Here is a 25,453-nt window from a genome sequence, read left to right as displayed (position 1 = left end):
ACAAATTAGAGAGGGATGATTAGAATGTTAGATATTTTTTCACTTGAAAATAAAATTGCTATTGTTACAGGTAGTGCACGAGGGATTGGACAAGCTTACGCAGTAGGATTAGCTGAGGCTGGTGCACAACTTGTACTTGTTGACTTAGTAGAAGATAACCTAAAAGAAACATCTCAAATGATTTTAGATAAAACAGGCCGCGAATCACTTTGTTACGGTATCGATGTAACAGATAGCTCTAAAATCAAATTTATGATTGAAGAAATCATTGAGAAATTTGGAAAAATCGATATTCTTGTCAATAATGCAGGAATCAATAAAAAAATACCTTTCCTTGATGTAACTGAGGAAGATTGGAAAAAAATAGTCGGAACAAACTTAAATAGCCAATTTTTAATGTCAAGTGCAGTAAGTAAAGAAATGGTAAAACGCAAATACGGCAAAATTATTAATATGGCATCCGTTGGCGGCTTTATGGCACTTAGCGATACTGCTCCTTATAATGCAAGTAAAGGCGGAGTGCTCATGTTAACAAAAACAATGGCAGCAGATTTAAGTCAATACGGACTGAATATCAATGCTATTTGCCCAGGTTTTATTGACACAGGTCTCTTAAAAGATCCAATACAAAAAGAAGTAACTGTAAAAAAAGTAATGGCGAATACACCACTTGGTCGACTAGGAAGTGCAAGTGATCTTGTTGGAGCATGTATTTACCTTGCTTCAGATGCTTCTAATTATGTAACTGGTGCACAACTTGTTGTTGACGGTGGTATGTCTGCTGTAGCAATGTAATATTAAAAAAACGAGGATTTTACACAACCTCGTTTTTTTTTTTTGAAAAAAATTGATTTTGAAAATATAGTACAAACCATTGAAATGATTTATAAGTTCTATGGTCATGTACTAAAAGAATGAGAAAAAGCAGTCGATTTATTTGCTGAAAGTTTTGCACGCGGCAGTGTCTTTGGTGCTAGTTCTTCGTGAATAGACTTAGGTTCCTTGTTTAGTGGTAAATTTCGGTATTAATCATAAGTACATGCTATACTTACACCAATTTGTAATATTAGGTCTGACCTTTTGATACAAAGTAATTTAAGATTGACCAACATTTTTATGAAAACAAAAAACCTCCCTATAAAAAAGGAGGTTCGTGAATAGAAAGAATAGTTGCAGGACGGCAATCCTGATCACAGGTACCTTACACATAAGGTAGTAATTGGGGACATTCCCCAACTCAAGTATTCTTTATATTATTTTTGCTGTTGTTTTAACCATTCAATTGCCACGTTTGCATGTAAGGCAGCACCATACTTAAAGATTTCTTCATTTTGGTGCATCTGAGGATTGTGAACTGGTGGCTCTCCTACTTTTCCAGTACCTAATACAACAAATGCAGACGGTACTTCTTGTGAGATATAAGAAAAATCTTCTGAGCCGCTCAAAACTCCATCATCAAAAACATTCTCTATTCCAATTACTTCTTCTAGGAAAGGCATAATTTCATCAATGAATTCGGGATTATTATATGTCGTTGGTAAATGGAATTGAGTTGTAATATATTCTCCACGCCATGCTTTTACGACATGGTCAATCATCTCTGGGATACGTTTGCATAAATGGTCACTCGTCTCTTGATCATAACTACGCATGTTTCCTTGTAAAATCGCTTTGTCTGGAATAACATTCGTAACAGTACCACCGTTCATTGCACCTACAGAAAATGTTACACTCGCATTTGGTGCCGCTTCACGTGTCAATAATAGATTTAGACTTGTATAGAGTTGATTCATAATCATGTTGGGATCAATTGTTTTATGTGGTTGCGAGCTATGACCACCTTTGCCTTGAATTTCAACTATAAATGAATCCATCGCTTGTGTAAATGTGCCTTTATGGACAGATAATGTTCCCGCTTGTTGATCTGGCATAATATGAATACCAAACGCAGTATCCACTTTAGGATTTTCAAGTAAACCATCATCGATCATTAACTTCGAACCGTATCCCCATTCTTCCCCGGGTTGAAACATTAATTTAACGGTTCCTTTTAATTCCGCTTCACAATCCTTCAAAATTTGAGCTGCACCCAAAAGCATGGCAGTATGTGAGTCATGACCACAAGCATGCATTAAACCTGGATTTTTCGATTTGTATTCCGATTCAACTTCTTCTTGAATTGGTAATGCATCCATATCCGCACGAAGAAGAATACAAGGCTCCCCTTGGCCAATGGTTGCTACAACACCTGTACAATTTTCCTGTTGTGCAAATCCAGCTTTTGTATACTTTTCTTTAATTTCCGTTGGTATAACCCCACAAGTTCGATGTTCAATTCCTATTTCATCCAGGCGTTGTTGAATATATTTTTGTGTGTTTGGAAGTTCGAAACCAATCTCTGGATTTTGGTGTAGATATCGACGGTCTTTAATAATCTGTTCCTCATACTTTTTTGAAGCTTCAAGAATACTAGTCATATAGACATCTCCTTTAAATTTTTTTAGATGCGTTCAGTAGTTAATAAAGATAGACCTACGAGCATTCTAATAGGAACCTCGTAAGTCTTTTTCATCATATAAAAATAACAACCTATTAGAACGGTCCTAATCCAATATAATGAGCAACTATAATTAAGATAAATGCTGCGAAATGTAGTAACATAAATAGTTTCACTGAGAATTTTACCCAAGCAGCATAATCCACATTACACATTCCAAGTGCAGCCATTAACCCACCAGAGGTAGGCCATAAATAATTCGTAAATCCATCACCAAATTGATAAAGTACAACCATTACCTGTTGGTTAATTCCTAGTATTTTACCTAGAGGTCCCATAATCGGCATTAAGATTACTGCTTTTCCACTGCCTGAAACGACAAAGAAATTGAAGAAGATAACAACTAAGAAGAGCACCAATAAAGTGATAATTGTGCTTGTATTGGTCAACAATCCAGATAATGAATGTACAGCTGTATCGATAATTTGAGCTTGATTCATCAAAATCATGACTGACCTAGCAAAACCAATCGCTAATCCTGTTGGTAAAAGTACGGCTGCACCTGTCCCAAACATTACAGCTGCATCACTTGGTTTAATTTTTAAAACAATTACTAAGAATACTGCATAGATTACATATACTGCTGATAATTCAGGCATTCCCCAACCGAGTTTAATTGCACCAAATGCACCGCCTACTAAAACTGCAACTAGTCCTAATAATGCAATTTTTCTTGAAATCGTAAACTTTTCTTCTTCATACTCAGCTTTATTCGCATTTTTTAGTTGTTCAATATATTCTGTAGCTACAAGACTCTTACTTGGGTCTGCTTTTGTTTTCTTAGCATAACGTAGAATATACAAAACAGAGATTACTAGAAAGATAGCTAGAGAGATAATACGAAAACCAACTCCTGAATAAATTGGCAATCCTACAATTGTTTGACTAACACCAGTAGTATAGAAGTTTACTGCACCTGCTGCAAAACCAACTGCTAAACCAATCGTCGAAGTTGCGAAACCAGTGATTCGGTCATATCCCATACCCATTACTACTGCCATTGCTAGTGGGATAAAAGGGATTCCTCCTTCACCAAAACCAATCGTTCCCAATATAGAAAATATTGTAATTAACGCTATTATGACAAGCTTTTCTTTTCCCTCAGCAACCCGCAATAACGTATGAATACCTGCAGCAATTGCTCCTGATTTTTCAAGAATATAAAGAGCTCCGCTTGCAAATAGAAGCATCACAATAATATCTGCAGATTGAACAACCCCGTTATGTAAGGCTGTAAAGAAATCCATAAATCCTATTGGGTTTGCCTGATCCACATACGTAAAATGCTCTGTGTTCAGTTCTGTTATCCCCGTATCTGGATTTTGTACTCGTTCATACTGTCCACTTGGTACAATCCATGATAAAACCACTACTAGTAGCATAACTAGGATAAACATAATATAAACATGGGGGAAATTAAAACCTTTTTGTTTTTTCTTTGATGTCATGATAAATCCTCCAATTTTTCTCTAACAATTGCGAAAATTACAATTCAGCTAATCCTGTGAAAAGTTCAACTCCTGTTTTAATGAGTTCATCAGGAAAATCATATTCATTTGTATGAACATGTGGATAATCTTCTCCGTTTCCAATAAAGCAATACGCACCCTTCGTTAACTTTGTAAAATGACCAAAGTCTTCAGAACCACGAAAAGCCTCTTTCAATTCAACTAGTTCAAAACTTTTTGATTTTGCAACTAAACGAATCTTGTCAGCGCTTTCTTTATGGTTTACAGTTTCAGGGAATTCGTCATTATACTGAAAACTCACTTTTAAACCGTGTTCTTCTCCTTGTGCTTTAGCAAAGTTTTCAAGGTTTTCTTGAAGTTTGTCCAACTCTTCTTCGTAAAGCGCACGTATAGTCATACAAAGATCACCTTTCGATGCAGCAATACCAAAAGCTCTTTCACCAACATCGATTTGTACAACTGTGCACAGAATAAGACCTTTATTTATTTCTGGAGATGTGAACTCAGAAATCGCTTTGATAATATTAGCAATTGCTACAGAAGGATTAATACCAGTTTCTGGCTGACTTGCATGCGCAGGGGAACCTTCCAAATGTATAGTCATCCCTTTAGATGCACAAAAACTTGTACCATCGATAATTCCTACAGAGTTATAAGGAAAACCGCTCATATTATGGTAAGCAAAAATCTCATCAATATTGTGTTCCTTAATAAAATCAACGCATTGAATTGCACCATCCCCTGTTTCTTCAGCAGGTTGGAAGAGGAAAAAAATGTTTTTGTCTGCACCCTTTTCATTAATTTCAAGTGCAAATCCTGCTAGTGTAGCTGAGTGACCATCATGACCACATTTGTGTGCTTTTCCAGGAAACTGAGAAGCCCATGGTAGATCGATAACTTCATCCATAGGAAGTGCATCAAAGTCTGCACGGAATGCTACATTTGGCTTATCTAAGCCTGCACGATAAATTGCATAGAACCAATTCCCTTTATCTACAATTTCAAGGCTTGTATGCGTTTTCAAGAAATCCATCAAATGTTTCTTTGTCCATACTTCCTCGTTAGAAAGTTCAGGATGTTGATGTAATTCATGTCGTAGCTTTTTCGCTAATTCAAAATTTTCTGATTCCATATTATGCCATCCCCTTATTATGCTTGTTCATATAACCACTTCTTCATTTCGATTGATTAATCTCATCTTAGATTGAAAGAGTGAATTATAAGATAAATGTATATTGTATATTATATTTTATGTTTTGAGTTTTTACAATAAAAAATAATCCTGTTTCGAGTGAAACAGAATTATTATTCATACGCTTAAATATTATTTTTATCCTTACAGTGGCACTAACTCTATTTTATCTGTATTCCAATGCACTTCTTTCATGTAACTTTCTAATCCTGCTGAATCGCCACTTTTGAAAAGATCCAACATCTTTCTATGTTCATTATTCGTCTCTAAAAGCTTTTTCTTTACCTCTTCCTTTTGACCGGAATGATCAAAAGTTTTTAAAAATTTCTTTTGTGATTTTAACAGCAGGTTTACGAGACTTCTGTTTGGACAGACTGATAGATAGACATCATGAAATGCTTCCTGCATTTTATGATACATTTGGAAATTCTCCGTATTAATTGCTAGATCAATACTTTGTATATAGAATTCCATTTCTTTCATGTGTTTCTCTGTTAATAGAGCCGCTGACAGTGAAGCAGCTAAACCATCCAATACACCAATTATAAAATAAGTTTCTTTCGCTTCTTCCTTTGTAAGTTTTTTTATCACGAATCCTTTTCTTGGAACATTTTCTAATAGCCCCTCTGATGAAAGCTGTATTAGTGCCTCTCTAACCGGAGTCCTGCTAACTTTTAAATTTTCACTAATTGCTACTTCATTAACTTTCCTATTAGCAATCAATTTTCCATTGTTAATCTGCTCTACGATATAATTATAAACATGGTCTTTTAACGATAAATATTCTGTCATAAAGTACCCCTATACATTATTTAATATACTTATAACCTTATATAAAAAACTGACTTTTCTGTTTAACATTCTAACAATTAAATATCCAATTATATTGTACCTCAACCCTAAAAGTTACGCTCTAACTTATTTGTACCATTCCTAGAATTACACTTTTATGAACTGGCACCATTTAATAAATATTTATTAAAGAAAAATCGATTTTATAAATACTTGACTATGAAGCATTTTACATCTAATTATTTATAACTAATTTCACAGCAGTTAATTGGCGGGAATCTCAAATAAATGTTACGTAAAAAGACAAATTTTGTTACAGTATAATAGTCTTATTTTTAAACCAAACAAAAAGTATTAGAAGTTTACTACAGCGATAGACTACATGTTTTGGTAAGGGGGATATTAGTGGATCTTCAAAAATACAAAAACCATTTATTCCAAACTATTAAAAATAAGTTGACGGAATGGTTATCTTTAAAAGAAGAAACAGTTTTAGCTGAGGATTTATACCGTTTCCTTCACTCTATAAAAGGGACTTCCGGAACACTACAATTGGATGACCTTATGCAAATTTCTTCAGAGTTATTATCTAAATTGGAAAACGAAGAGAAGAAAAAATGGACGGAAATTGAATTAAATAATTTTCTATATCCTTTAATTACGCTTATATATAAACATGAGAACTCCGGTAATTTAGCTAGTCTTAATAATAAAGTTCTAAATTTAAAAGCTCCTTTGATTCAAATAATAGATGATGATGTTTCCATGCTAATTCTCCTTAAAGATGTATTAGAAACAAAAGGCTGGATGGTAATAACTAATACAAATCCTGAAAGTGCAGTGAAACAGTACTTCGAAATGAAACCTGATTGCCTTATTCTTGATATTCAATTGCCACAGAAAGACGGCTTTCAAGTTCTTCAAGAGATTCAAAATGATAGTGAAAAATACTTTATCCCGACCATTATGATTAGTATTAAAAACAACAAGGAAACACGAATACGAGCTTATCAAATGGGTGCAGATGACTTTTTCAAAAAGCCAATTGATATGGAAGAATTTGTTGCTAAAGTTGATCGGCATTTACAACGAAAGAAAATTTTCGATCAATTCGTTTTGATTGATGAACTAACACAAGTTTATAACAGAAAATTCCTTATGGACAATTTGCAACGTTTTTTCCTGGATTTTAAACGAACAAACGAGCCATTTTCAATTAGTATTATTGATATTGACTTTTTCAAAAAAATTAATGATACATATGGTCATCTAATGGGCGATCAAGTTCTTAGAGATTTTGCTCAATATATAAAACGGAATATTCGCAGTATGGATACGATTTATCGGTATGGAGGAGAAGAATTTGTCATAGTCTTTCCAAAAACCACAAGTGGGGATGTAAACAGGCTCCTAACTAAATTAATTAAAGGTTTCTCTCAAATCGAATATACCCATAAGGAAAGTAGCTTTTCTGTTACATTTTCAGCAGGAATATATACCGTAAAGGATGAATTCGTTACACTTACAGAAGCTTTCAAAGAGGCCGATAGTTCGTTGTATCACGCAAAACACCTTGGAAGATCTAGAGTTGAATGTTTACAGATGACATCTAATGTATACCAAAAAGCCACGCTCAATATTTCAATTGTCGATGATGATACCATCATTCGGACATTATTGAGTCAAATGTTAGAATCTATAACCATTGATAACATCCATTTAAACATTAAGTTATTTGAGAATGGTCCATCCTTTTTAAATTCAGAACACGCGAAAGAAGATGTCAACCATTTCTTAATTCTGGATGGCGTCATGCCAGTCATGGATGGTTTAGAGGTCCTTCAAAAAGTCAAACAAGAAAAAAATGCACATAGGTACAAGGTGCTGATGCTCACTGGAAGAAAGAGCCAAGATGAAATAGAACGCGCTTTAAGACTAGGTGCGGATGATTATGTAACAAAACCGTTTAATGTAACTGACCTACAAGTAAGAATTGAACGAATACTAAATATGCTAAAATAAGTTAATTACACGAGAAGAACATTAATGAGGTGGTAAACATTGAAACAGATTTTATTGGCGGAGGATGAAGAAGTTCTCCGAATGCTTATTGTAGATACGTTAGAAGACGAAAACTATAAGGTTGATGAAGCGGTTGACGGTGGTGACGCAATGGATTTTTTGCAAAATAATCACTATGATTTAGTCATTTTAGACTACATGATGCCTGTTTATACAGGACTTGAAGTTGTTGAGAAAATACGGAGTGCTGAAACAAACGAGCATACGAAAATTCTAATACTTTCAGCAAAAAGTCAGGCGTATGAACAAAAACAGATTATGGAAACAGGGGCCGATTATTTTATGGCCAAACCATTTAGTCCATTAAAGCTTTTAGAATTAGTTGAGGATATCCTTAATGAAAATAGTTAATTATATTAATAGTTCGTTATCACGCAAAGTTTTAGCATTAATGGGAATTTGTCTTCTCTTTTTTGCCGTGGGTTGCGGTCTTCTATTTTATTCTCAGCATAAAATGCATGATGATTATGTTCAAAAACGTAGTAATATTGAAAAAAAACTGCAAATAGTTAATGATATCTATAACCAATTTAATTCCGACGTTTTAATAATGACGGACTCTATCGCTTTTAAATTCACGACAAATATGGAAGAACCACTAAAGTTTGAGCGTGAGCTTAAACAAAACCTTACTGAACTTGGTCCATTGATTGGAACCGAGAATGAAATGTTAATCTATCAAGATATCGATAATTTTATATCTTATTATTTCAGTACATTACTACCACTAATTATGAGTGAGTATGAAAAAAGTGAAAATCCTAGTATTGAACTTCGGGATATTAAAGCCAATTTTCAGGTTGAAGAGTTTCTGGAGCAAACTAAATCATTTATTTCACTACTAAAGGAACAACTTGCTGATAGTTCAGATGATTTAGCGAAAAAACAATCAATCATTCAAAGCAGTGTAATTGTCTTTTTTATTTTAACTCTAATTCTATCACTCCTTATAGTTCGTAGAATTTTTAATAACATCGGAAAGCCTCTTTCCGAATTTACCTTTTCTGCCAATGAAATTGCTGCAGGTAGAGATGCGGTCTTAAAAGTAAATGATAACAGAAAAGATGAGCTCGGTACCTTATCAATTGCCTTCCAAAAGATGATTAACAGTATTCGGGAGAAAGAACAAGACTTGATGGCCTCTAACGAAGAACTAATTGCCCAACAAGATGAGCTTCTAGCGCAGCAGATTGAACTTCAAACAACACTAAGTATTGTAACAAATAATGAAGAAAAACTTACACGGTGGAATGAGTTAATAAAAATAATATCCTCCTCTCTTGATAAAAAGGAGTTTCTTAAAAGTATCGTTGAAAATATGTGTAAAATAACTAAATCAGACAAAGGTATAATTTACACCATTCACGATGATGTCTTCGCTTCCTATGGGATTTCTATTTTTGGTGTTGATCAATTTAGGAATAATTTGAACGACGGTCTGATTCAACGGTTAACTGATGAAAAACAGCCATTTACGGTAAAACGGGTTCAAGATTCTACGGAGAAAGGCTACCATGAATCTGTCAATTATAGCTTTGACTTATATTTACCTGTTGTTTCTTCTTCTCAAATAGAAGCTGTTATGGTGTTTTCAAGATATGGTGATTCTTATTCAAATAATGAACTAATTGAATATGAAATATTCGCTAGACAAATTGCTATTTACCTTGAAAAAATTATGTTATTTGAACAGTCCGAGGATGATCGCCGGTTAAATCAAGACATCTTAAACACGGTTCAAGAGGGTATACAGTTAATAGATGCTGATCGAAAAGTTTTACAAGTTAACAATCAACTTTGCGGAATATTTGAATGGCAAGATACCCCCGAACATATGATAGGACTTTCTTGGGAACATTGGAGCGGTGTCATGGCAGAACAAATCCAAGACTACGAGTTTATTCAGCTTTTAAATGATTTAATAGACTCTGCATTTCTTTCTCCTGATCAAGAACATTCATTTATTTACAGGAAGACCGACAACAAACAAGTCATTAGAGTTTATTGTAAAACAATTAAAGATTGTAATGAACACATTGGAACGTTACTAGTCCATCGTGATATTACAAAAGAGTACGAAATAGCTAACATGAAGTCAGAATTTGTCAGTACAGTTAGTCATGAATTAAGAACACCTTTAGCTAGTATTCTTGGCTTCACAGAATTGTTGTTAACAAAAGAATTAAAGCCGGAACGAAAAGCAAAATATACTCAAACTATTTATAATGAAACTATAAGGTTAACTTCCTTAATAAATGATTTTCTTGATATTCAAAGAATGGAATCAGGCAAACAAAATTATGAAAAGAAATATATCGACGTAATATCGATTGTTCAAAATGTTATCGAGCTACAAGAAATTAACACTTCATTACACAAGACAACCCTTACAGTAGAATTAGAGAATGCTACTATACTTGGGGACAAAAATAAAATTGAACAGGTGTTTACAAACTTATTAAGTAATGCGATTAAATATTCTCCAGAAGGAGGAAATATTTCAATACGTATATATGGTAACGAGGATATAGTTTCTATTGATGTAAAAGATGAAGGACTTGGAATCCCAGAAGAAGAAATACCTAATTTATTTCAAAAGTTTTATCGGATAGACAATTCCGACCGACGAAAAATTGGCGGTACAGGTCTTGGGCTTGCTATCGTAAAAGAGATTGTGGAAGTACATGGAGGTAAGATTTCCGTAAGTTCTAAGAATGGCAAAGGTAGTACATTTAGCACGAACTTCTCACGGATTACAATGAGCACTAATAAAGTAAATGAAGATGGGGCTACTCCTATGCTTAATTACACAATTATGGTCATTGAAGATGATTTAAGCCTTGCCGAACTAGTAAACCATGAATTGCAAGATAATGGTTTTCATGTGAGCTACTATAAGAACGGTCAAGAAGCGTTAGCACAAATGAAAAGTAAGACTCCTGACGCACTTGTTTTAGACATTATGCTTGCAGATGAAATGGATGGATGGACAATTATGAAAGAAATGAAAGAAGATGAAAAACTAAAAAACATCCCAATCTTTATTTCAACTGCGTTGGATGAAAAAGAACGAGGGCTTTCGTTAGGAGCACAAGATTACTTAATTAAACCGTACAGACCTGACCAATTATCTAAGCTAATTATGCACACCCTTTTGACTAATGAAAGAAACGGACAGATTATGGTACCTCATTAAAAATTAGATTTATGATTTACACTATCTATAGTCATGTACTGAAGATGTTAGAGGTTAAGGCAGTAGTTTTATTTGCGGAAAGTTTATCCAGTGGGGGCATTTTTGGGGATAATTCTTCATGAAAGCGCGTTAAACCTTTGCAGAGCAATGATCTTTGGAAAATGCCCTATGTACATGCTATACTAATGAAGGATTTATTTGAAAAAGGAGTGTTTTAGATGGCGAAAAAAGGTTATTTTTTAATGGATACTGGAGAGAAAATCGAATTTGATTTATTCCCGAATGAAGCACCAAACACAGTTGCTAACTTTGAAGAGTTGGCAAATACAGGATTTTATAACGGCGTAGTTTTCCACCGCGTTATTCCTGGCTTTGTAAGTCAAGGTGGGGACCCAACTGGTACAGGTATGGGCGGAAGCGGCAAAACAATTAAGTGTGAAACTGTTGGCAATCCACATAAACATGAAGCTGGCAGCTTATCTATGGCTCATGCAGGAAAAGATACAGGTTCAAGCCAATTCTTTATCGTGCATGCACCACAAGCCCATTTAAACGGTGTTCATACTGTTTTCGGTAAAGTAACAAGTGGCCTTGAAATAGCAACAGCTATGAAAAATGGCGCTAAAATGGAAAAAGTAGAAGTATTTGACGCAGAATAATTAGAAATGCAGCTTCCGAAATCATGGAAGCTGCATTTTCTTATGAATTGGCTATGTTAAATGTTAAAGAATAGTATCTTGTTGTTACTACTTTTCTTTCCTATAAAAACGTTCACCTGTTTTAGGATTATAATACACTCTTGTTTTTTCACCCGTAACAGGGTCAAGATTAACCTCTTCTGTTCGCTCAAAACCTTCCGCAACTTCAGTTCCATGATTGCGATTAAAGCGTTTGTCATATATAAAGTATCCAAGCAAAATACAAGCTATAACAGCTATGATTTGTACAATATACATACCTACTACAACAAAAATCGCCATTATAGTTTCTCTACAACAACCGCTGTTCCGTAGGCCACAATTTCACTCATATTTTTTCCAATTTCACCGGAATCATATCGCATCATAACAATAGCATTTGCACCCATTTGGTTGGCATTTTTAATCATACGGTCCATGGCTTCTTTTCTTGAATCTTCCAGCATAGCGGTATATTGCTTGATTTCTCCACCTACTAATCCTTTTAAGCTTGCCATAATATCTCCACCTAGCCCTCTACTTCTTACAATTAGTCCAAATGCAGGACCTTTTACTTCTACGATTTTATAGCCTTCAATTTTTTCTGTTGTTACTACTAACATTTGAATCGCCTCCAGGTTTTATTTTTTCTTAAATCATCCCGATTCTTTTCGGAAATACAATAAGCTTTTAAATTTAGAATAGCTTATATACTAAATGCAATTACTAATATGATAATAATTGGTACGAATAGAACAACCCAACTGAGTGGACGCCCAAAATTGAGCGTCCATCCTACTCCAAAGCGTTTTTCAACTAGAATGCTTGGATCGTCTCTATTAATATAAAGCATTCCGCCTTTCCAGTACTTATCGTCGTCTACTGCAATGCTATCTTCTTTACTAGAACTTGCCCCTCCTACTTTCAATCGTGATCCGCTTTGCCCAACTTTTACTGTATAAATACCCACTCCAACAAAAGTTATTACTAAAAAGACAATTGGAAGTGTGAACATTATCCAAGGAGATGAAATTTCAGGATGGATTGTTTGCAAATGTAAATAACCCATCAATAGCGTTGTACTTAAAGTAATAAATAATGAAAACCAGCTAGTATATTTACGGAACGCAAGCTGCTGTGCAACGGAAGTTTTTTTATTTGACGGATTAATCTTTGCTCCTGAAAATTTCATTCCTTCACTCATCAGGAGGAACATACCTTGCATCACTAGCAAAATTAGCGGCATAGAAATGACACTGAAATACGTTTTTTCACTAAATGCATCGGCTTGACCGGATGGTCCCCAATGCGTAGGAATCATATCCGGCATTTCAGGATATTTCATAAACGTATAAATAATAAGGCCAACTGTAACAATCATCGGAATGATAAATACGATAGGCGGTACTAAACGTAGCTTTTCTTGAAACTTTAGATCCACTACGCGTACTTCATTTTTTCCTATTGTCCATCCTTTTTCTGCTTTTAGTTTCTTCACTCGAATATGCATGATGAAATAATAGCCGATGCTAATGAAAAGAGAGGTAAACTGAACTCCTACACTTACAAGAGCCAGAGTATCTTCGTCTAAATCTTGTGTAAGTGTCCAAAGTAAATACCCTGCCAAAATGACTAACCCAGTTGTAAGAACAACTCTAAAATATCTTTTTTTCAAATAAACAATTATTTTATCCTTTACGTATTGTTCTGGTACATACACGCCAAAAACTTCGGTTTGCTTCAAAAACTTCGGCATAAACGCTTGTAATATAGTGATAAATAGAAGAATGAATCCAAACAATAAAATACTCATTATTTCCCCTCCTTAATGTTTTGGACAAGCTCATGAATCATTCCTACCATCTCTTCTTCAGAAAGTTTTAATACTAATCCCTCTGCTAGTAGTGGCCTAATTTGATCTGCTATTTGCCGTTTTTGGTTTGCAGAAGCTTTTGGTATCCCATTTGGCTGTATAATTACACCTGATTTTGCGACAATCTGAATAAACTCTTTTTCTTCTAAATAATGATATGCTTTATTCACTGTATGCATATTCATTCCAAGATCTGCTGCAAAAGCACGAACAGATGGTAAAGAGTCTCCAGGATTTAATTCCCCCCTCACCATTCCTTCTATTAATTGCTGTGCTAGTTGTAAATAGATTGGCACGGATGAATTCGTTTGTATTTCAATAAACATGGCGCTACCTCCTACTTACATTTGTTCTATCTATAATATAACACTATTGTTCTATACCTACTAGAGCAAAAAGTGGAGGATCCTAAATTATTTTAAGTCTTATTTTTAATTAATTCTCCTTTTCTGCTAATTCAACTAAAAAAGCCCTACCCACCAAAGTGAGAAAGGCTAATTATTATTTATTTCACTCTCAACACTTGACCTATACGAATTGTGTAATTGACATCAAGTCCATTCCAATCCTTAATTTGTTGTACAGTACTACCATAAGTCTGACTTAATGAGTAAACTGTGTCACCACTTACTACAGTATGATATACTGCTGAATTTTTCTTTGGGAGACTAAAGCACTTTGCGATTCCATTCGCATGACCTTGCGCAAGTGATTCAATGAAAGATGCTGTTTTCAACTTTGCCGCATCGTTCGCATTATCAATAAATCCATTCTCCGTCAAAATAGCTGGCATATTGGATTCACGTAACATATGGAAGTTTTCTTGTTTTTTGCCCCGATCAGTGTAATTTACAAGATTTATTATTTCTGCATGAATTGTACTTTGATAGGTTGTAGTAGGTGCACCAACACCCGGATATATATAATCCTCATAACCTGTCCCACCACCTGCATTAATGTGAACTGAAAGGAGGAAATCTGCCCCCCAAGCGTTAGCCGCATTTGTACGTTCAGGCAACGAAACAGTTTGATCTCCAGTCCGGCTCATTAAAACACTTACATTATTATACTCAGCAAGCAAAATATCTTTCGTTCTAGTGGCAATTTGCAATGTTAGATTTTTTTCCTGTAAACTATTTCCTGTTGCTCCTGAATCCGTCCCACCATGTCCTGCGTCAATAAAAACTTTTACCATCATTATCACCTCATATTAGTTTTGAATTGCTATAAATGAATGCTCATACAACTTTTAATCTCACATGATAATCACCACCTCAAATAAGAAAAGCGCAAGCGCCCTTTAAGTGCACCTTGTCTTCACTATTTCTAGAGTGCTTTGGACGAAACATTTGCTAGACTATTACCGCGGGAATTTTTGTGGATGGAGAAGTGACTGCGTCACTTCTCCATCCACTTTTTTTCGATAATCTTGTGGCGGATGTTTGTCCGTCGCCTTCTTGAAATTTGTAGAGACAAGGTGCGTAAGGTTAGGTTAATGAGAGATTAGATACTTTCCTATTCTTTTAAAAGCGGACGAAGATGCAATTTCGTCCGCTCAGCGCTTCTTTATCAATGAATACTACCTATTTTTTCAGGCCCCGCTGATTCATGTATACTGTGTACGATAAAAGTAAAAACATATAGGAAATCCTGCTTAAGAAAGACACCATTAAAATCACTTCAAGTCGTTGTGCATACCGGATTTCTAGTATTTCAATTTCATATATTTTCTTATTAGGAACTACTCACTTAATGGATTGTAGTGAAAGGTGGCGACTCCAGACGGAGGCCAACAGGATGTTGGTCACGAAGGCGTTGCCACACGATGTGGCACTCTTAGCCTTCGTTCCTCGGAGACAGATGAGACATCGCAACGACGCGAATGCGGCGGTGATGGCTCATCACTCACCCCGCGGAACGCGTCCACCTGAAACGGAAATCCGCGGTATTCTTTGATTCTTTCAAGTACTATGAACACTGGTTTCACAGGTTGATAATCCATATACTTTCTTATCTTTTGAAAAAGCCACCCGAAGGCAGCTTTTTTTAATTAGACATAATTCATTGCTAATTCACTATCAGAAAACCTATGTGCTTTTCACATCATTCGCCTTCCATTTCTCTTTTTCGTTTCGACGAGCGCGCAATCTTTCTCTCAATTTCTTCTTTTACCCAATCAGTTAACTTAACTAATACCCATTCCGGAACCCACTGTCCCCAACCAGCTCTAATTGAATTAGCAGTCATAGATTGTATTAAATGATATAAAACTCCAAAAGATAAAATTCCGAAGAATACTCCATGTACTCCAGTAATCATATCCATTAGATGTCCTCCGGCAGGTAGCATTAATATAAAAAAACTACGAAAAATGCCATCAATTCCATATTTGCTTGCGTATGTTTTATCTTTTTTTGAAGATCGAGTGCCTGAAATCCAGTCCATTACATTAAAAAAGGCTAAAGCAGTCATCGTATAAATAACAACTTCACCTTTTCCATAAAAAAATTCAAATAAGGGCATGACCAATGTACCAAACAGTAATGGCATTATTTTATCAACTGGAAATAACCATCTTCCCATTCCTTCACCCCTTTTAGTTTTTCGAAAACAAAAAGAACGCCCTTGTGAACGTTCTTTAATAAATTATTCTTTTTTTGTTACGCATTAGGGCCTTACTACCCCTTATAGTCATTCATGACATCACTAGGTATTTGTGATAAAAGCCCCCACTCATACCAAAAAACACTCCATGCCTCTAACTCTACTGCACTTACTTGACTCCCTCCTAGATAGTGCGAAAAAGGATGTAACCAAATATGACGGCGCATTGCCGATTTGATTTGTGGAGTTATCTCGAAATCTGTAACTTGGTAAGCAAGATTTATCCTCCCTCGGATTGATATTACTCTACCCGTTAAAGGATTTCTGATGCATTGGAAAAGACGTTTTGACTCCGTCATGATTTCGGCATTTGTATTATGTCCTGCATATAGTAAAAAATTACTACCTTTCCACCCTTTTTCTTTAATGAAATTTCTATTCTCTGTCAATTCAAAAATAGCTTGCTCCGTTGTGACTCCCGAAAGAAAATGTGTATCATGGTGAGTGCCGATATCCCAACCATATTCAAAACATGCTTTGTCTACGTCTGCAATAGTCATGTACGTATTACCTACGAATTTTGGACCCATATGACCAATCGCGCCTTTGTGTCCGTACTTTGATAGTATTTGTATTCCGGGCAACGTATTATCTAAAGCGTCATCCCAAATCCAACTAATTGCAGGTTTAAGGGGTGCAGGTAAAAACTCCACATGACCTATATTAACTGTTGCAGTCGCATCAGAAGTTATGTTGAGAGCAAAGGTAGGTGACGCATCGATAATATATCTATTTAGCGGCGCTCTCAAATAACGCCATTTATTTGGTTCAAACGTTTTTATTGCTCCATCAATATGGAGGTTAATTGCTAACTCGTCAGCACAACTACCAGTATCTGCACCAATAACAAAACTTGTGATAGCGCTTGGATTGTCTATTTTTACATATAAACCGACCTCATAAGCCTCAAAGTCATCGGCAACAGCTTGAGGTAAGACTTTGCGAAGAATAGCAGTTTGATTGTTTATTGTTATTTTTATACTATTTTCCCCTACTACTCCATTTCCTACATTGGTTACTACCTCACTTAACGGATCACTTACTACGGTAAATTCATTGACATTATTACAAGGAGCAAATAACACTTTTTTCTGTAAAAATTTTCTGTTTATCAGTTTGACATTTGACTTTTTCAGTTTAGCTTCCAACATCGTATAATTGGTTATATATACGTCGATTCGTCCGTTGCTCACATTCTCGAAATCGGCAAGGTATTGATATGTTGTGTCGGTTTGGTTGCGGAAGTTACAGTCAAATCCACCTCCCCCAAAAAGATTAATATTAGTATTCCCATTTACTTTGTCATTGTTGGTAAAGAAACAAGCATCTGCATTAATACCATTAACAAGTTTAAATTTTGCACCTGCAATAATTTCAATATCGATGTTAGATGGTAGTGAAATACCCGTAGCATCCCCTTTATAGTAATCCCCTTCGAGTATGATGATTTTACCCCCTGTGGAGGACAAGGAATCCACGGCTGCTTGTATTGTTATCTCGTCGTTTATTCCTGTACATGTATAGTCCGATCCTTTTTTAGATGATTCTGACGAGTTGCTGGCTGCTATTACTATAGTTGACGCTCTAATTCCCTTTCTTACTAAACTATCTTCTTCTCCCTTAGCGCAATCACTACCATTGTCTGATACACGTATGATTAAATTATTCTCATCACCATCACGAACACGTTCATCACCTCCAAAATATTGCTGCACTTTTAAATCCACATCGATTACTACTGGACTCACTATTGACAAGTTGGATCATTCCTTTCAACTTAAAAATAATATGAAGAATACCACCTAAGCGTTTTGTGGCGTCGCCAATATCATGTCTGTCTCTACTTGAGTCATTCGTTTAAGTGAGACTTGTCCTTGCACAAACACTTGATCAACTTTTTTCATAGTTCACATATTTAACATTAATGGAAATATACTCTTCACTACTAGGTGGGTAGATACGTCAAGTGTACGTCAAGAAACGAGTATTTTGACTTTATCCTTTGCCCTATCAATGTATTGCTGCACTGTTCGCTTCTTTAAATTCAGTTCCTCAGCAATCTCTGTAAGACTCATACCATACGCCATATGCATTAAATAACATTGTCTTTCTCTATGAGAAAGCTCTACTAATATATTTATTATTTGATGTTTTTGTTCTTCACTCAACATACTTTCCTTTGTGTCCAATTCAATAGTTGGAAATAAATCCATGTCCAATAATGCTCGTCGCTGATAGATAGATCTTTTATCCACGCCATGAATATTACCTGGTCTTCTACCTTTCTTCATCCATTCAAGAGCATAGGACATATCTTCAATCATGCTATTGATAATTTTAAGATCTGCATTGTCTTTAGGATTCATTGGATCTAATCTTTCTTTTAAATGCTCCAGTTCTTTTTTGTGATACGAATACTCTTGAATCAATTTATCTGCCCAGTTTGACATTATTATTACCTCTCATTCTCTTATTTTTTTCTAAATTAAAAGAGGACAACAAGTGACTCAGCAGAAACACTGAAATCGTTTGTTGTCCTCCAGACGACTGGTGGGACTTTATATTATTCATTAATTCCCCTAAAACTCTTCTCCTTCATCCCACTTAACACGGACTACTTTTCCTTGATGCGTCTTAATTGTGGTTTCAGCAAAAGGAGGTAACTCTGTTATTTTCGCTTTCCCTTTACTCAGTACTATTACACAAGGCATTGGCAATTTTGTTGTATTGAGATATAAGTTACCTTGGGAATCTATTTCTAAATCTTTCATTCTCATGAGAGTCCCTCCTAAATAATCCTACAAGGTCAATAGTAAAAAATAGTAAATATCCCTTCCTAAAACGGAATTAATATAATATACACTCATTCGATATTTAAAATAACACCCTTAACACAAAAGAACACACGTTCTATTTTAGGGTATAATTAGCATATTATTAATTATAATCTATGTCAACAATTAATTCCTAAAACGGAACAAGAAGTTGCATTTTAGGAATTTTAGTAATAGTATATACGTATAGATAATACTAAGGAGATAATGACAGTGAATAACTTCGGATCACTATTAAGAGAGCTAAGATTGAACAGAGATCTAACAATTGAACAATTAGCAGATTCTTTAAACGCTAAATACGGGAGTAAAATTAGTAAAAGCTCAATAAGCCGTTGGGAAAATGGAGAAGCTGATCCTAAATTGGAATTTGTTCGGTTACTTGCAGACTTTTTTAAAGTTCCAGGACAGTACTTTTTAGGTGAAGGAGAATCGGAGAGAACAGGGGAAAGAAAAGATATCGTAACTATTGCTGCTCACATTGACGACGATGTAACTGAGGAAGAAATGAAAGATATTAAAAAATATATTGAGTTTATTAAATCGCAGCGCGGTTAATGGGGTGTTTATATGACATATGATCGACTGATGATGGAGTATCCACATATTAAAATAATTGAAAAGGTATTACCTAAGGGACTCCCGGGTTTATATTACGATAACGTGATTGAAATCGATATATTTAAAAACAAATATGAGAAGCATTGTATATTAGCAGAAGAGCTTGGTCATTACGAAACAACTTATGGCGATATTACGGATTTATATGATTTGAGAAGTATCAAACTAGAGCAAATTGCACGCAGATGGGGTTATGAAAAAATTGTTTCACTGGACCAATTAATTGATTGTTATGTAATGGGCCAAACAACATTAGAGGAAATGTGCACTAACCTTGAAATAACGCCAGAATACTTAAAAAATGTAATCGATTATTATATTGAGAAATATGGTCTTTTCAAGTTGCATAAAGAGTATAAGATTACTTTTGATCCACTTGATATAAAAAAATTAAATAGAAACTTGTAGCTGAATATTATGTAGTTAACTCCAATGCTTTAAGTATTTATGTGCCTTCTTTTTCTTTCATGAAAGTTTTCGTACATTTTAATTAGGATCTGTTCAGTTGCAAGTGGACTGTTTGCTTTAACTACTAATACTTTCACTATAAAAAATCTCCTCAACTATTTCAAAATTCCCCCTATTTTCTTCGAATACAAATTGAAAGATAAAATAGTCCCTAAAGTCAAAGAGACATTTAGGAACTATTAATCGCAGTATATAGAACCATTACTACCCAACTATTTAGGTATGTTTATTAACACTATATTTGTTATACTACATATAATCAAAGGGGTGATAAATTTTGGTCGAAATAATGATTTTTTCCATTTTCCCAATTATTATATTAGGATCAATCGGTCTTGGAGCATATGCAATGGTAAAAGAATATCAAGTAAAACAGAAAAAATTAGATATCGAAATGATGAAACTTGAAAACGAAGCATTTTTATTAATAGAAAAGAAGCATGTACTGTTAGAAGAAACGAAAGATGGACCTAAAACTTAAAATATCTTCTTCCTTTTTCATAATAGGCTACCTTCTCATTTTCAGGAACCATGCCTCCACCAGTTGCCCATACAACATGAGTGGCATTCTGTAAGTTGGCGCCTTGTTTTGCTAGATGAATAGGGCCAGTCATTCCAGCAAGAGCAGATGGTTCTAGCTGAATTTTTTCAGTATCTACTAATAGTGCCAGTAATCGATACATCGTTTCATCACTTATTGTGTAGCTCCCGTTTATTAACTGTTCTAAAGTTTTGCCCACAAATCCAGATGGTCTTCCAACTGCAAGCCCGTCGGCATCTGTTTTATTGTCCAACCCGATATCACTTACTGCAATTTTTTCATGTAAACCTGTCATTAAACCTAGTAGCATGCAAGGCGAGTGCGTCGGTTCTGCAAAGAAGCATTGGACGTGATCACCAAATAGAAGTTTCAAACCAAACGCAACACCACCCGGACCTCCACCAACTCCGCAAGGTAAATAAATATACAATGGATTGTTTTCATCTACTTTTTTCCCTAGCTGCTCCAGTTGTTTTTTTAGTCTACTGGCCGCAACAGCATAACCGACAAATAAATCAATGGAGTTCTCATCATCGATAAAAAAGCATGTTCGATCGTTTTCGGCTTGTTTTCTACCTTGTTCAACTGCCTTACTATAATCCGCTGCGTATTCAATTACTTCAACACCTTTTGCACGCAGCATATCTTTTTTCCATTGCTTGGCGTCACTTGACATATGCACCGTCACGCGAAATCCAAGCTTTGCGCTCATAATGCCAATACTTAAGCCTAGGTTTCCAGTTGATCCTACCGCAATCGAATAAACATTGAAAAACTGTTTCATTTTTTCGTTTGCAAGAACCGCGTAATCATCTGTTTGCGTTAATAAACCTTCACGAATTGCAAGCGTCTCTGCAATTTTCAACACTTCATAAATGCCGCCTCTTGCTTTAATCGAACCAGAAATCGGTAAAGCATTGTCGCATTTTAATAACAGCTCTCCGTCGAAATCGGTTTGAAATAAGTCCTTTATGGCAGAAGCCATCGTTGGAATAGCCATAATTGGAGATTCGATTATGCCATTTGTTTTTGCTGTTTCCGGGAAAGCGATTTGTAAATAAGATGCAAATCGATCCAATCGGTCGCTTGCATCTTGCACCATTTCACTTGTTACAGATATATGCTTCATAGCATCCTCTGTTTTTATTACATTTGGATTAAACCAAATTACTTCTTCCGTATTTTGCATCTTTTTTATTAGAGGAAATTTTTCTACTAGTTGTTGATCGTTCATTTATGTCATTCCTTTTCTATTCTAAACTCATTACATGGGTAATGTCAGGTGAGCTTTCGTCAAATGCAAATCCATTCGCACGATAAAAAGCATCTACTTTCGCTGATTCTGTTTTCGTTGTAATCTCTTTAAACTGTCCTTTCGCATCTGTAGATATCGCATTGCATAGTTTGCTTCCGATCCCTTTTCTACGATGTTCTGGTAAAGTATAAAAACGATATAGACGAGCAGATTGTTCCCGAGCACCATTTATACTTTGATTTAATCCACCAATAGCTACTAATTCTCGGTCATCCCATACCCCATAAAGAGCTTCTCCTTGTTCACTAAATCTGTTTGTACCATCTTCATATTCACTTGCTAACCTGGATACGAATCGGTACCCCTCTTTTTCGCTTTCTTGAATTAGTTTGGTTACGTCGACTTCTTTCAAATCTGAAATTTTCTTCACTTCGATTGCCATATACGTTTCCCCCATTCTATTTTTAAAAACGAACTCTTTACTACAATTCAATATATGTAAGCAATTTCCCTCTAAATACCTTAAACCAATTATTACAGAACTGTTACTGGTGCCAGGCACCAGTAACAGTTTTGTCATAAAGTAATCCCACACTAATTCAAGATTAGTGTGGGATTGGGATAGTTTTTTTATACTGTTTCTTTAATAGCAGATAGTCTTGCTTCTACTTCTTCTTCGGATAAGTTGTGTTCCACCACGTAGCGGTTGCGTGGGTCCACGCGGCATTCATGTGAACAGCTTCGTAAATATTTGTGTTCATTTTCTTCTGAGCATAGAATTTTGTCATTACAATCAGGGTTTGCACAGTTTACATAGCGTTCACATGGTTCACCCGTGAAATGATCTTTTCCTACAACGACATGCTCCACTTGGTTGATTGGAACAGCGATACGTTCATCAAATACGTACATTTGACCGTCCCATAATTGTCCCCGTACCTCTGGGTCTTTCCCATAAGTTGCGATGCCACCGTGTAATTGAGCAACGTCTTCAAAGCCTTCGCGTACTAACCAGCCCGAGAATTTTTCGCAGCGAATTCCACCTGTACAATACGTTAGTACTTTTTTACCTTCGAACATTTCTTTATTCTCAAGCATCCATTCAGGTAAATCGCGGAAGTTGCGGATATCTGGACGAATTGCTCCACGGAAATGCCCTAAGTCGAATTCATAATCATTACGAGCATCGATTACAATCGTATCCTCTGCTTGCATTTGTTCAAAAAATTCTTTTGGCGAAAGGTATTTCCCTGTTAATTCATTTGGATTAATATCTTCTTCTAATCCTAAATGCACAATCTCTTGCTTTGGACGAACATGCATTTTTTTAAATGCGTGCCCCTCTGTTTCATCTATTTTATATACCATGTCTGCGAAGCGAACGTCCGCCTTCAACATGTCCATGTATGCGTCGGTTTGTTCAATTGTTCCCGAGCATGTACCGTTCATTCCTTCGTTTGATACTAAAATACGCCCTTTTAACCCAATTTCTTTACAAGCTTCAAGATGTTCTTGTGCAAATGTTACTGGATCTTCAATCGGGACATATTTATAGTAAAGTAATACTCTGTATGCATGTGTGTCCATTTTTTACTCCACCTTTATGAAATTTTGTCCATTCGATTTTTAATATATCAAAAATGTAGGCATTTGTTAAATAGATAGTTTTCTTTTTATTATCAAAAAACGGACAAAATAACTAAAGAAAGTGTTTGAACCTATACTGCATTTGCATAAATTTAACTCTACGCATTTTTTGCAACTGTCCTAACATATGCTGAAAGATTAATGGCAAAGTAACCTGTTTTTTAACACCTTTTCTTGGAAGGAGTTTCTTTTGCGAAAAATAATCAGTTTACTAACGGTTTTACTATTGGTTGTCGGGTGTGAAAATAATAAAAAAAGTTTAGAGCCTATTACCCCCGAGGATTTCTTAATAATCGCGCATCGTGGAGCCTCTGCATATGCCCCCGAGCACACGATTCCTGCATATGAAATTGCACAACAGGCGGATGCTGATTATATTGAAATTGATTTACAAATGACAAAAGATGGTGTACTAGTTGCGATGCATGATGAAAAGGTAGACCGTACAACTGATGGGGTTGGCTTTGTAATCGAATATTCACTAGAAGAATTAAAACAATTAAATGCAGGCAGATGGTATAACAGTGCAAATCCTGGTTTAGCAAATAAAGAATTTGAAGATTTAAAAGTACCTACACTACAGGAAATATTTTCACATTTCGGAAACGATGTGAATTATTATATCGAAATGAAGTCTCCTAAAATATACAAGAAAATGGAAGAAAAACTAGTCTCTTTGCTAATTCAATATAATTTAATACGTGCAAATGGGGAACTTCCGAAAGTTATTGTTGAGTCATTTAATGAGGATAGTTTAACAAGGCTGCATCAACTAGAGCCGAAGCTTCCTCTTATCCAGTTATTCTATTTCAAAGAGGAAGCTACTCTTTCTGTCCAACACTATAATCGGTTAAGTAATTTTGCAAGTGGTATTGGAGTTAATATAAGCTCTGTTGATAACGATTTTATTCAAGAGGTTCAACTAAATGGTTTTCAGGTTTACCTTTATTCTATAAATAACGAGATAGAAATGAAAAAAGCACTGAACTTACAAGCAAATGGTGCGTTTACGAATAACCCAGATATGGGAATTAGCGTACGCACTGAATTTGAAAAGTGACTTCAATTATTTAATGCATGCATACATATCCTGTGAAAATGCATTTCAAACTTTTCATCGTCTTCTTTTTGACGCTTTCTAGGACCTTTTAAGCGACCTCCAGCCTGTCGGATTTTCTTAGAAATATGACGACTATTCAATAGCTGATCAATATTCTCGGGAGTATACCAACGTCCATTCTGATCGATCGCATAGCCTCTTTTAGCTAACACCATCGCAGCAAGCCCGTAATCTTGTGTAACAACAACATCTCCTTTATTCACCTTATTTACTAATACAAAATCGACCGCATCTGCCCCTTTTGATACCATGATCGTTTCTGCACCTTCTCTTTGCATATAATGAGCAGTATCACATAGCAATGTTACTTTTAATCCAAAATGTTGCGCTATTTTTATAGTTTGGTCTACTACTGGGCATCCATCTGCATCTACTAAAACACTTACCATCCTATGCACCTCTTTTACCATTCAATCTTTCCATTGTATCCTATATTGTACGTTTTATAAAAAAACGCCCAATGTT

General features: G+C 35.4%; 26 protein-coding genes. 9 read left to right on the top strand and 17 right to left on the bottom strand.

Annotated elements, in window-relative coordinates:
• The first annotated feature begins 24 nt into the window (after positions 1-24).
• Positions 25-795, top strand: coding sequence for an SDR family NAD(P)-dependent oxidoreductase (locus PB01_RS00785; protein WP_192797419.1), 771 nt, complete (start codon positions 25-27; stop codon positions 793-795).
• Positions 796-1,253: 458 nt separating this feature from the next.
• On the opposite strand, the gene PB01_RS00780 is transcribed toward PB01_RS00785, so the two are convergent.
• The 4 genes from PB01_RS00780 to PB01_RS00765 form a co-directional block, all read right to left on the bottom strand.
• Positions 1,254-2,477, bottom strand: coding sequence for a M20 metallopeptidase family protein (locus tag PB01_RS00780; RefSeq protein ID WP_151698413.1), 1,224 nt, complete (start codon positions 2,475-2,477; stop codon positions 1,254-1,256).
• A 115-nt stretch (positions 2,478-2,592) separates the two neighbouring features.
• Complete coding sequence (locus PB01_RS00775) at positions 2,593-4,005, bottom strand: YfcC family protein (protein WP_151698412.1); 1,413 nt, start codon at positions 4,003-4,005, stop codon at positions 2,593-2,595.
• A gap of 37 nt (positions 4,006-4,042) precedes the next feature.
• A complete protein-coding gene (locus tag PB01_RS00770; protein WP_151698411.1) occupies positions 4,043-5,158 on the bottom strand; it encodes a M20 metallopeptidase family protein in 1,116 nt (371 codons plus the stop codon).
• 204 nt (positions 5,159-5,362) lie between these two features.
• Positions 5,363-6,010, bottom strand: a complete 648-nt coding sequence (locus tag PB01_RS00765) for a GntR family transcriptional regulator (protein ID WP_151698410.1) — start codon at positions 6,008-6,010, stop codon at positions 5,363-5,365.
• A gap of 405 nt (positions 6,011-6,415) precedes the next feature.
• On the opposite strand from PB01_RS00765, the gene PB01_RS00760 reads away from it, so the two are divergent.
• The 4 genes from PB01_RS00760 (at position 6,416) to PB01_RS00745 (ending at position 11,947) form a co-directional block, all read left to right on the top strand.
• Positions 6,416-8,032, top strand: a complete 1,617-nt coding sequence (locus PB01_RS00760) for a diguanylate cyclase (protein ID WP_225986125.1) — start codon at positions 6,416-6,418, stop codon at positions 8,030-8,032.
• 39 nt (positions 8,033-8,071) lie between these two features.
• Positions 8,072-8,443, top strand: coding sequence for a response regulator transcription factor (locus tag PB01_RS00755; RefSeq protein WP_151698408.1), 372 nt, complete (start codon positions 8,072-8,074; stop codon positions 8,441-8,443).
• Positions 8,430-11,288 carry an ATP-binding protein gene (locus PB01_RS00750; RefSeq protein ID WP_151698407.1) on the top strand — a complete coding sequence of 953 codons (2,859 nt, stop codon included), beginning with the start codon at positions 8,430-8,432 and terminating at the stop codon, positions 11,286-11,288. Before PB01_RS00755 ends, PB01_RS00750 begins: the two co-directional genes overlap by 14 nt.
• A 218-nt stretch (positions 11,289-11,506) precedes the next feature.
• Complete coding sequence (locus PB01_RS00745) at positions 11,507-11,947, top strand: peptidylprolyl isomerase (protein WP_151698406.1); 441 nt, start codon at positions 11,507-11,509, stop codon at positions 11,945-11,947.
• Positions 11,948-12,034: 87 nt separating this feature from the next.
• On the opposite strand, the gene PB01_RS00740 is transcribed toward PB01_RS00745, so the two are convergent.
• The 9 genes from PB01_RS00740 to PB01_RS00700 form a co-directional block, all read right to left on the bottom strand.
• On the bottom strand, positions 12,035-12,268 hold the full coding sequence (locus PB01_RS00740) for a hypothetical protein (protein ID WP_318837496.1): 234 nt from the start codon (positions 12,266-12,268) through the stop codon (positions 12,035-12,037).
• On the bottom strand, positions 12,268-12,588 hold the full coding sequence (locus PB01_RS00735; protein WP_151698405.1) for a YbjQ family protein: 321 nt from the start codon (positions 12,586-12,588) through the stop codon (positions 12,268-12,270). The genes PB01_RS00740 and PB01_RS00735 overlap by 1 nt, the downstream gene beginning before the upstream one ends.
• An 83-nt stretch (positions 12,589-12,671) precedes the next feature.
• Positions 12,672-13,778: a DUF1648 domain-containing protein gene (locus PB01_RS00730; protein WP_151698404.1), complete on the bottom strand. Its 1,107-nt coding sequence runs from the start codon at positions 13,776-13,778 to the stop codon at positions 12,672-12,674.
• A complete protein-coding gene (locus tag PB01_RS00725; RefSeq protein ID WP_151698403.1) occupies positions 13,778-14,164 on the bottom strand; it encodes a GntR family transcriptional regulator in 387 nt (128 codons plus the stop codon). The genes PB01_RS00730 and PB01_RS00725 overlap by 1 nt, the downstream gene beginning before the upstream one ends.
• Before the next feature lie 179 nt (positions 14,165-14,343).
• On the bottom strand, positions 14,344-15,033 hold the full coding sequence (locus tag PB01_RS00720) for an N-acetylmuramoyl-L-alanine amidase (protein ID WP_151698402.1): 690 nt from the start codon (positions 15,031-15,033) through the stop codon (positions 14,344-14,346).
• 908 nt (positions 15,034-15,941) lie between these two features.
• Positions 15,942-16,421: a phage holin family protein gene (locus tag PB01_RS00715; RefSeq protein ID WP_151698401.1), complete on the bottom strand. Its 480-nt coding sequence runs from the start codon at positions 16,419-16,421 to the stop codon at positions 15,942-15,944.
• A gap of 95 nt (positions 16,422-16,516) precedes the next feature.
• On the bottom strand, positions 16,517-18,259 hold the full coding sequence (locus PB01_RS00710) for a polysaccharide deacetylase family protein (RefSeq protein ID WP_192797418.1): 1,743 nt from the start codon (positions 18,257-18,259) through the stop codon (positions 16,517-16,519).
• 216 nt (positions 18,260-18,475) lie between these two features.
• Complete coding sequence (locus PB01_RS00705; RefSeq protein ID WP_151698399.1) at positions 18,476-18,952, bottom strand: sigma-70 family RNA polymerase sigma factor; 477 nt, start codon at positions 18,950-18,952, stop codon at positions 18,476-18,478.
• Between the two features lie 129 nt (positions 18,953-19,081).
• The gene (locus tag PB01_RS00700; RefSeq protein ID WP_151698398.1) at positions 19,082-19,279 is read right to left on the bottom strand and encodes an XtrA/YqaO family protein; all 198 of its coding nucleotides are present in this window, start codon (positions 19,277-19,279) and stop codon (positions 19,082-19,084) included.
• A gap of 270 nt (positions 19,280-19,549) precedes the next feature.
• Here PB01_RS00700 and PB01_RS00695 point away from each other — a divergent pair, with 270 nt between their 5' ends.
• The 3 genes from PB01_RS00695 to PB01_RS00685 all read left to right on the top strand — a co-directional run bounded on the left by PB01_RS00695 (position 19,550) and on the right by PB01_RS00685 (position 20,906).
• On the top strand, positions 19,550-19,894 hold the full coding sequence (locus PB01_RS00695; protein WP_151698397.1) for a helix-turn-helix domain-containing protein: 345 nt from the start codon (positions 19,550-19,552) through the stop codon (positions 19,892-19,894).
• Positions 19,895-19,906: 12 nt separating this feature from the next.
• Positions 19,907-20,365, top strand: coding sequence for an ImmA/IrrE family metallo-endopeptidase (locus tag PB01_RS00690; protein WP_151698396.1), 459 nt, complete (start codon positions 19,907-19,909; stop codon positions 20,363-20,365).
• A 337-nt stretch (positions 20,366-20,702) separates the two neighbouring features.
• On the top strand, positions 20,703-20,906 hold the full coding sequence (locus PB01_RS00685; protein ID WP_151698395.1) for a hypothetical protein: 204 nt from the start codon (positions 20,703-20,705) through the stop codon (positions 20,904-20,906).
• Here PB01_RS00685 and PB01_RS00680 read toward each other — a convergent pair.
• From PB01_RS00680 to trhO, 3 genes are all read right to left on the bottom strand, one after another.
• On the bottom strand, positions 20,896-22,200 hold the full coding sequence (locus PB01_RS00680; protein WP_151698394.1) for a D-serine ammonia-lyase: 1,305 nt from the start codon (positions 22,198-22,200) through the stop codon (positions 20,896-20,898). The two genes, PB01_RS00685 and PB01_RS00680, sit on opposite strands and share 11 nt — an antisense overlap.
• Positions 22,201-22,216: 16 nt before the next feature.
• Positions 22,217-22,663, bottom strand: a complete 447-nt coding sequence (locus PB01_RS00675; protein ID WP_151698393.1) for a GNAT family N-acetyltransferase — start codon at positions 22,661-22,663, stop codon at positions 22,217-22,219.
• A gap of 188 nt (positions 22,664-22,851) precedes the next feature.
• The gene (gene trhO, locus PB01_RS00670) at positions 22,852-23,808 is read right to left on the bottom strand and encodes an oxygen-dependent tRNA uridine(34) hydroxylase TrhO (protein ID WP_151698392.1); all 957 of its coding nucleotides are present in this window, start codon (positions 23,806-23,808) and stop codon (positions 22,852-22,854) included.
• Between the two features lie 250 nt (positions 23,809-24,058).
• Between trhO and PB01_RS00665 the strand changes: the two genes are divergently transcribed.
• Entirely contained in the window at positions 24,059-24,928 is an 870-nt protein-coding gene (locus PB01_RS00665) for a glycerophosphodiester phosphodiesterase family protein (RefSeq protein ID WP_192797417.1), read from the top strand.
• Between the two features lie 2 nt (positions 24,929-24,930).
• On the opposite strand, the gene PB01_RS00660 is transcribed toward PB01_RS00665, so the two are convergent.
• Complete coding sequence (locus tag PB01_RS00660; protein WP_151698390.1) at positions 24,931-25,377, bottom strand: YaiI/YqxD family protein; 447 nt, start codon at positions 25,375-25,377, stop codon at positions 24,931-24,933.
• Between the last annotated feature and the right edge of the window lie 76 nt (positions 25,378-25,453).

The sequence above is a fragment of the Psychrobacillus glaciei genome (assembly GCF_008973485.1).
Taxonomy (GTDB): Bacteria; Bacillota; Bacilli; order Bacillales_A; family Planococcaceae; genus Psychrobacillus; species Psychrobacillus glaciei.
Note: the sequence above shows the minus strand (reverse complement) of the source record. Positions and strands in the feature narration are given on the sequence as shown.